The organism is Nonomuraea lactucae (genome assembly GCF_003313395.1).
Classification (GTDB): Bacteria; Actinomycetota; Actinomycetes; order Streptosporangiales; family Streptosporangiaceae; genus Nonomuraea; species Nonomuraea lactucae.
Genome location: NZ_QNFZ01000862.1, coordinates 1 through 6,438, shown reverse-complemented (window position 1 = coordinate 6,438; position 6,438 = coordinate 1). Strand labels below are relative to the sequence as shown.

8 protein-coding genes are annotated in these 6,438 nt (G+C 72.1%); 3 read left to right on the top strand and 5 right to left on the bottom strand.

What is annotated here, in order from left to right; translation table 11 throughout:
- Positions 1-190 precede the first annotated feature (190 nt).
- Complete coding sequence (locus DQW85_RS29865) at positions 191-403, bottom strand: dodecin (protein WP_113703167.1); 213 nt, start codon at positions 401-403, stop codon at positions 191-193.
- Positions 404-502: 99 nt separating this feature from the next.
- On the opposite strand from DQW85_RS29865, the gene DQW85_RS29860 reads away from it, so the two are divergent.
- Entirely contained in the window at positions 503-817 is a 315-nt protein-coding gene (locus DQW85_RS29860) for a DUF3099 domain-containing protein (protein ID WP_113703166.1), read from the top strand.
- A gap of 316 nt (positions 818-1,133) precedes the next feature.
- On the opposite strand, the gene DQW85_RS29855 is transcribed toward DQW85_RS29860, so the two are convergent.
- The 3 genes from DQW85_RS29855 to moaA form a co-directional block, all read right to left on the bottom strand.
- A complete protein-coding gene (locus tag DQW85_RS29855) occupies positions 1,134-1,391 on the bottom strand; it encodes a DUF6457 domain-containing protein (RefSeq protein ID WP_113703165.1) in 258 nt (85 codons plus the stop codon).
- Positions 1,388-2,035 carry a molybdenum cofactor guanylyltransferase gene (gene mobA, locus DQW85_RS29850; protein WP_113703164.1) on the bottom strand — a complete coding sequence of 216 codons (648 nt, stop codon included), beginning with the start codon at positions 2,033-2,035 and terminating at the stop codon, positions 1,388-1,390. The genes DQW85_RS29855 and mobA overlap by 4 nt, the downstream gene beginning before the upstream one ends.
- Positions 2,036-2,454: 419 nt before the next feature.
- Positions 2,455-3,444, bottom strand: coding sequence for a GTP 3',8-cyclase MoaA (gene moaA / locus DQW85_RS29845; protein WP_113703168.1), 990 nt, complete (start codon positions 3,442-3,444; stop codon positions 2,455-2,457).
- Positions 3,445-3,648: 204 nt separating this feature from the next.
- On the opposite strand from moaA, the gene DQW85_RS29840 reads away from it, so the two are divergent.
- Positions 3,649-4,803, top strand: coding sequence for an RtcB family protein (locus DQW85_RS29840; RefSeq protein ID WP_113703163.1), 1,155 nt, complete (start codon positions 3,649-3,651; stop codon positions 4,801-4,803).
- A 15-nt stretch (positions 4,804-4,818) separates the two neighbouring features.
- On the opposite strand, the gene DQW85_RS29835 is transcribed toward DQW85_RS29840, so the two are convergent.
- The gene (locus DQW85_RS29835; RefSeq protein ID WP_205315514.1) at positions 4,819-5,658 is read right to left on the bottom strand and encodes a CBM35 domain-containing protein; all 840 of its coding nucleotides are present in this window, start codon (positions 5,656-5,658) and stop codon (positions 4,819-4,821) included.
- 469 nt (positions 5,659-6,127) lie between these two features.
- Between DQW85_RS29835 and DQW85_RS29830 the strand changes: the two genes are divergently transcribed.
- On the top strand, positions 6,128-6,438 hold a 311-nt coding region (locus DQW85_RS29830), incomplete at its 3' end, for a hypothetical protein (protein WP_162795482.1).

The window sequence follows — 6,438 nt, the reverse complement described above, 5'->3', positions numbered from 1 at the left end:
GGCGCGGTGGCCGGGGCCTGGCCCGTGGCGGGGGCCTGGCCGGTGGCGCGGTCGGGCGCGCACGAGGCGGCGGAGGGCACGGCCAGGAGGAGGGCGGACAGCAGCGCCGCTGCGGGGCCACGCATGTCCGCAGTCTGTCCGCCCGTGCCCGGCTTGTCACCCCACCGACGGCACGTTCTCCAGATGCCCCTCAGGCGTCTTCCAGGCGGAAGCCGACCTTCATGCCCACCTGGATGTGCGCGACCTCGCCCGCGTCGATGTGCCCGCGGATCTCCGTCACCTCGAACCAGTCGAGGTGCCGCAGCGTCTGCGCGGCCCGCCTGACGCCGTTGCGGATGGCCTGGTCAACGCTCTCCCCGGAGGTCCCGACTATCTCGGTGACCCGGTACGTTCGGTCCGTCATCTCCAGATCCTCCTTACTCGAAGGCCATGATCGCATGACTCGTCCCACCTGGCCGGGGGGCCGTCGCACTCCGCACGTCCGAGGTCTAACGTGGAAGGCATGAAGGGGTGGCGCAGGAAGCGTGACGTCCACCAGGTCACCGATGCGAGACCGTCGCTGAGCGCGGACATCCAGCGCCGGGAGATCAGCTACCTCATCAAGATGGGCGTCCGAACGATCTGCCTGATCCTGGCGGTCGTGCTGCCCCTGCCCTGGCCGTACAGGCTGCTCTTCATCGCGGGCGCAGTGTTTTTGCCATACATAGCCGTAATCGGGGCCAATGAGAGGGGAAGGGATGCCCCACCTCCCACCTTTCACAGCCCTGAGGCTAACCAAACCGAGATACCACGGCACCGACGCGAGATCGGGTCGTGACTAAGTCTTGACGCATCCCATGGGTTGTAGGTGTACGCTTTAGCCAAGCACTCCGGTCCCCCGTCGGAGTGCTGGTGCCGGCGTTCCGGGCCCCCGTCGGAACGCCGATGAAGCGACGCCGGGTGGTTTGCCCCCGTAACCACCCGGCGTCGCCCCTTTTCTGGGTAGATCTTTTCTGGCTGGACGATCAGTCCGCGCGCGCGGGGCCTCCGTTGGATAGGGCTGCTTTCCCGAAATCGTTTACCTCCACTCCCCTGGCAAATTGCCAGGAAACTTTCAGGTTAGTAGGGCTTGACTTCAAGAGTTCGTTCGAGTGTCAGTCGCCAGTCAGGGCCTGGGCGGTGGCCTCACCCCAGTTCCTCGCCAGAGTCGTCAGCCGGGCCACGGCGTCCTCGGGCGCGGTGCCCGAGCCCTCGGCGAGCCCCAGCAGGTAGGCGGTCAGCGGCGCGGCGGGCCGTGCCACGCCGTGCGCGACCTCCTTGGTGAGCTCCAGGATCACGTCGCGGTCGACGCGGGCCGGATCGACGCCCAACTCCTTGCAGGCCAGCGCGGTCCACTCGTTCAGCACGTTCATCGGGGTGTCGGCGCGCGACCCGACCCGTCACGGCCCGGGGGATGCGCCTCCTCCTGTCGTTGGGAAGGGACACGGGATGTGTCGTTGACGCGGGCTTCCTTCAGGTCGTCCATTGTGTCGCAGTCGAACCACGCGCGCCCGGGGAGCGCCACGCGCGCCGCGACGAGCGGGGCGAGCAGGCCGTGCAGCGACCGGCCCGCGTAACCGTCCAGGGCCGCCCGCAGCACGCCGGCGTCCCACGCGCCGAGCAGCCACTGCTCACGCCCGTCCCCGTCGACGGCCACGGCCCCGCCCTCGTCGACGGCCCCGCCCCCGGACGCCTCCAGCAGGGCGGCCACGTGGGAGGGCCCCAGGAACGGCAGGTCTCCCGCGAGGAGCACCAGCCACGGTGCGGTGACCTCGCGCAGCCCGGCCCGCAGAGCCGGCACCGGCCCACCGCCAGGCGGGTCCTCGCGGGTGAACACGACGCCGGGCATCTCCCGCTCGGGGCCGACCACCACGACCCGGCCCGCGCCCGGCACGGCCCTCACGACGCGCTCCAGCAGTGTCCGTCCGCCCACGGCCAGGCCCGGCTTGTCCACCCCGCCCAGCCGTCGCGCCTCTCCCCCGGCCAGGATCACCGCGTCGTACCCGCCGCCGCCCATACCTCAACCGTACGTGCCCCGAACGGCGAGCGTGGCGGGCACCGCCTCGACGGACACCGGGCCCCGCAGCCCGCCCGCCTCGGCGTGCACGGTGAGCGAGCCGAGCATGGCGGCGGGCTCGATGCGGTACGCACCCGGAGCGGGTCGGAACTGAGGGAGGGTGGACGGGACCGGCCCTGTCCGGGGATCGGCCGGGCAAGGGCCGACCCGACGGCCCCGTTCGGAGGGGCGAGCCGCGTTCAGAGGGACCACCCTGCTCGGAGGGACCACCCTGCTCGAAGGGACCACCCTGCTCGGAAGGAGGGGCCCTCTCGGAGGGACGGGCCCCGTTGGGAGGACCGCCCTGCTCGGAGGGGCAGGTCGCGTAGCGGGGGCGGCCCGGCCGGGCAGGCGCCGGGCAGGCGCCGGGCAGGCGCCGGTCAGCCGCCGATGGCCGACATCGGGCGGGAGGGCTGGAGGAAGGAGGGGTCGTCGATGCCGTGGCCCGCGCGCTTGCCGGCCACCGCGGCGATCCAGCGCTCGGACAGCTCGGCGTCCGAGGCGCCCGCGCGCAGGGCCGCCCTGAGGTCGGACTCCTCGTTGGCGAACAGGCAGTTGCGCACCTGCCCGTCGGCGGTGAGGCGGACACGGTCGCAGGCGCCGCAGAACGGACGGGTCACCGACCCGATCACGCCCACGCGGGCGGGCCCGCCGTCGACCAGGAAGCGCTCGGCGGGGGCGCTGCCGCGCTCCTCCAGGTCGTCCGGCGTGAGGTCGAACGAGCCGGTCAGCAGGCCGAGGATCTCGTCGGCCGTCACCATGTCGGCCCGGCTCCAGCCGTGCTGGGCGTCGAGCGGCATCTGCTCGATGAAGCGCAGCTCGTAGCCCTGGTCGAGGCAGAAGCGCAGCAGCGGCACGGCCTCGTGGTCGTTGACGCCGCGCATCAGCACCGTGTTGACCTTGACGGGCAGCAGGCCCGCGTCCTGAGCGGCGGCCAGCCCGGCGATCACGTCGTCGAACCTGTCGCGGTGCGCGAGCCGCTTGAACGTGTCACGGTCGAGCGTGTCGAGCGAGACGTTGACCCGGTCGAGCCCCGCCTCCGCCAGCGGCTTCGCCAGCCTGGCGAGGCCGATGCCGTTCGTGGTGACGGAGATGTGCGGCCGGGGACGGAGCGCGGCGGTGCGGGCCACGATCTCCACCAGCTCGCGCCGGAGCAGGGGCTCCCCGCCGGTGTAGCGGACCTCGGTGATGCCGAGCCGCTCGACGCCGATCGCGACGAGCCGGACGATCTCGTCGGCGGTGAGCAGTTGGGTGCTGGGCAGCCAGTCGAGCCCCTCGGGCGGCATGCAGTAGGTGCAGCGCAGGTTGCACTTGTCCGTGAGTGACACCCGCAGGTCCGTCGCCACCCGTCCGAACGAGTCTCGCAACACGGGCGTCACCTCCTATCAGCTCTCAAGACAGCAAGCCTATGACCCTGTGCGGCCCACTCCCAAAACCGGCCATCCCCAGCCACAACCTCGGGGCCGCCACCGCCATTCCCGGTGGGGATGGGGGAGGATGGAGGCGGAAAACGAGTGGGGTTCTCTCCATGATCACGGCAGACTGGATCACGGACGAGTAAGGAGATCCCCGTCATGCCGAACCAGCCCGCACCGAACCTGCTGTCGTGGGCCAGCGAGATCGACGAAGGCGCGATCACGCAGGCCGCCCGGACCGCGCGCCTGCCGTTCGTCGCCGGCCACGTCGCTCTCATGCCCGACGCGCACGTCGGCATCGGCGCCACGGTCGGATCGGTGATCCCCACCGAGGGAGCGATCATCCCGGCCGCCGTGGGCGTGGACATCGGCTGCGGCATGGTCGCCACCGAGACGACCCTCACGGCGGCCGACCTGCCCGACAGCCTGGACGCGCTGATGCCGCTCGTGGAGCGGCGCATCCCCGCCGGGGTCGGCAAGGGACACGACGACCCGGCCGTAGACCGTACGCTCGGCGACCTCGGGCTGCCGCGCACGAGCCTGACGCCGAAGCAGGAGAGGACGGTGGCGCTGCAGTTCGGCACGCTCGGCTCGGGCAACCACTTCGTCGAGGTCTGCCTGGACGAGCGCGACCGGGTGTGGACGGTGCTGCACTCGGGGTCGCGCGGCATCGGCAACCAGCTGGCCACCAGGCACATCGCCGACGCCAGGAAGGCGATGCAGCGCCAGGCCATCAGCCTGGAGGATCCGGACCTGGCCTACTTCACGCAGAGCACGCCCGAGTTCACCACGTACATCGAGGACATGCTGTGGGCGCAGCGCTACGCCATGGCGTCGCGGGCGCGGATGGACAGGGTGCTGAGTGACGCGCTGTTCCGCGTGACCGGCATGGGCGCGCGCGTCCGCACCGTCAACTGCCACCACAACTTCACGCAGCTGGAGGCGCACGGCGGCAAGGAGCTGTGGATCACCCGGAAGGGCGCCATCAAGGCCGCGACCGGGGACGAGGGCGTGATCCCGGGCTCGATGGGGACGCGGTCCTACATCGTGCGCGGGCTCGGCAACCCGGACTCCTACCACTCCTGCTCCCACGGGGCGGGACGGCGGATGTCGCGGAGCAGGGCCAAGCGGGAGCTGTCCGCCGGGTCGCTGACCGAGGCGATGCGCGGCCGCACCTGGAACGCCGACCGGGCTGCGGCGCTGGTGGACGAGCACCCGGAGGCGTACAAGCCGATCGACCAGGTCATGGCCGACCAGCGGGACCTGGTCGAGGTGCGGCACACGCTGAGCCAGGTGTTCAACTACAAGGGCTGACCCGGACGCACCGGGTCAGCCCAGTGACAGCCGGTCCAGGTCGGGGGCGGTGGCCGAGTCGTTGTAGATCTTGATGGTGTTCGCACCGGCCCGCAGGGTGACGGGGACGGAGGTGGTGTAGGGGGTGCTGTTGCCGGTGCCGCTCACCTTCACCTCGACCGGCGTGCCGCCGTTGACGGTGACGAAGTAGGAGCGGTCGCCATTGACGGTGAAGTCGAGGTAGAGCGCGTACTCACCGGCCGCGCCGGCCGTGACGTCCTCGAAGAGCACGTACGCGTCGGGCCCGCCGCCGAGGTTGCGCACCTTCTGCCCTCCGGAGCAGGCCGGGCAGCCGGTGACACTGGCGCTGCCGAGCCGGTTGCGGAAGTCCTCGGCCTCGCGGACGAACACCCGGTCGGCGGGGCGCGGCCGTACGCGCAGCTGCCTGGTCACCTCGGCGGGCCGGCCGAGCGTCCGGAACGAGGCGGTGACCGGGATGTCGGTGGGCGTGATGTCCTGGCCGGGCGAGGTGAGCGTCCAGGCGCCGTGCAGGGTCTGGCCGAGCCGCAGCGTGCCGGCCGTGACGGGGGCGCCCTCGACGGTCCACCCGGCGGGCACCACGGGGGCGAGCCTGACCTGGTCGATCGGGTCGTCGACGTCGAGCCTGAGCCTGGCCGACACGGTGAGCGCCTGCCGCCCGGGTCCCGCCCACTGCAGTCCGGACGGGTCGAGGGTCATGGTGGTCCTTGGCACGTGCGAGGCGGGCGGCAGGGGGCCGACAGCGATGCGGTCGATCCCCGGCCCCTTGGCGGCCGTGCTGGACAGCCGGACGGTGTTGGCCCTTACCGGCCTCGACCAGCTCGCCGAGGAAGTCACGCCTGGTGGCGCAGCTGCCGGGGATCTTCGACGGCCACGGGCGGGCGTAGCCGAGCCTGCTGTGGAACGTGGCCAGCACGATGTACGAGGCGCCGAGCTTGCGCGCCTCGTCGATCCAGTAGCCGTGGGGCCAGCCGCCCCCGGTGACGTCGCGTTCCCACTGCGCGCAGTCGAGGTGGCGGGGGGCGGTGAACATCCCCCAGTGCAGGAAGAGCCCCGCCGTGGAGTCGCGCAGCCACCGCTGGCGGGGATGCTCGACCTCGCCGGCGACCGGCGGCGCGCCGGTGAGGGTCGCGACCAGGGTGAGCGCAAGGACGGCGCAGGCCGCGCGCCAGCGCCCCGAACGGCGAGGACGGCGAGGCGGAGGAAGGGGCTTCACCGCACAGCCATCGGATGACTGTGATGCGGTTCCACATGGTCACAGCGGGTAGCGAACACCCATCAGGACCGTGTCGAGAGGGGGGCCGCCATGCGCCGTCCCGTCGCATCCGCCGCCGCCGTCGCGCTCGCCCTCGCGACCGCGGGCTGTTCGGGTCCGCTGGGCGAACAGCATGACCCGATGAGCGTGCACCGCCCCCAGAACGACGGCGGCAACGCCAGCGCCAAGGGACTGCACGTGCGCAACGCCTTCCTGCTCGACGGCCCGCCGCCGGGGAGCGCGCGACCGACCGGCCGCGGGCCTGGGGCCGCCTCCCCGGCCGGGGAGCTGCAGCTGTACGCGGTGCTGGTCAACGACCGGCCGCGGCCCGTCCGCCTGGAGCGGGTGACGGTCCAGGGAGG